Consider the following 1,355-nt stretch of genomic DNA (forward strand, 5'->3'; position numbering starts at 1 on the left):
TGTCCGGCGGTGACCTACTCTCCCACACCCTCCCGGGTGCAGTACCATCGGCGCTGTGGGTCTTAGCTTCCGGGTTCGGAATGGGACCGGGCGTTTCCCCCACGCTATGACCGCCGTAACCCTTGCTCCTCCGCCGGTGGCCGGGGGCCGTGGCGGGGAAATCTTGTGGTGTTACAACTGTGGTGTTGTTATTCAGTTGTGGTTCGCAGCCAACGGGTTTGTTGGTTGGGAACCACATAGTGGACGCAAGCAGTCTTGTTCTCTTTTTACCATTGCGGGTGTGAACGTCTTTTGAATCCGTTCACGCAAGTGGTGTGTGGTGTAAGTTATCGGCCTATTAGTACCGGTCAGCTTCACGAGTCGTTAGTCCTCGCTTCCACATCCGGCCTATCAACCCAGTGGTCTGGCTGGGGGCCTCCCACACCCGAGGGTGTATGGAAATCTCATCTCGAAGCGAGCTTCCCGCTTAGATGCTTTCAGCGGTTATCCCATCCGAACGTAGCTAATCAGCGGTGCACTTGGCAGTACAACTGACACACCAGAGGTTCGTCCGTCCCGGTCCTCTCGTACTAAGGACAGCCCTTCTCAAATTTCCTGCGCGCGCAGCGGATAGGGACCGAACTGTCTCACGACGTTCTAAACCCAGCTCGCGTACCGCTTTAATGGGCGAACAGCCCAACCCTTGGGACCTACTCCAGCCCCAGGATGCGACGAGCCGACATCGAGGTGCCAAACCATGCCGTCGATATGGACTCTTGGGCAAGATCAGCCTGTTATCCCCGAGGTACCTTTTATCCGTTGAGCGACGGCCATTCCACAATGTACCGCCGGATCACTAGTCCCGACTTTCGTCCCTGCTCGAGATGTCTCTCTCACAGTCAAGCTCCCTTGTGCACTTACACTCGACACCTGATTGCCAACCAGGCTGAGGGAACCTTTGGGCGCCTCCGTTACTTTTTAGGAGGCAACCGCCCCAGTTAAACTACCCATCAGGCACTGTCCCTGACCCGGATTACGGGCCGAAGTTAGATGTCCAAAGTGACCAGAGTGGTATTTCAACGATGACTCCACCCGAACTGGCGTCCGGGCTTCAACGTCTCCCACCTATCCTACACAAGCCACTCCGAACACCAATACCAAACTATAGTAAAGGTCTCGGGGTCTTTCCGTCCTGCTGCGCGTAACGAGCATCTTTACTCGTACTGCAATTTCGCCGAGTTTATGGTTGAGACAGCGGGGAAGTCGTTACTCCATTCGTGCAGGTCGGAACTTACCCGACAAGGAATTTCGCTACCTTAGGATGGTTATAGTTACCACCGCCGTTTACTGGGGCTTAAATTCTCAGCTTCGCCCTT

2 rRNA genes are annotated in these 1,355 nt (G+C 55.3%); both read right to left on the reverse strand.

The annotated features are described in order from the left end of the window. Nucleotide 1 precedes the first annotated feature (1 nt). Nucleotides 2-118, reverse strand: a 5S ribosomal RNA gene (gene rrf, locus AC5RWD_RS23095). Between the two features lie 198 nt (nucleotides 119-316). Continuing rightward, nucleotides 317-1,355 (reverse strand): 23S ribosomal RNA (locus AC5RWD_RS23100); the annotation flags it as partial.

It is taken from the genome of Arthrobacter sp. CMU6 (assembly GCF_059090205.1).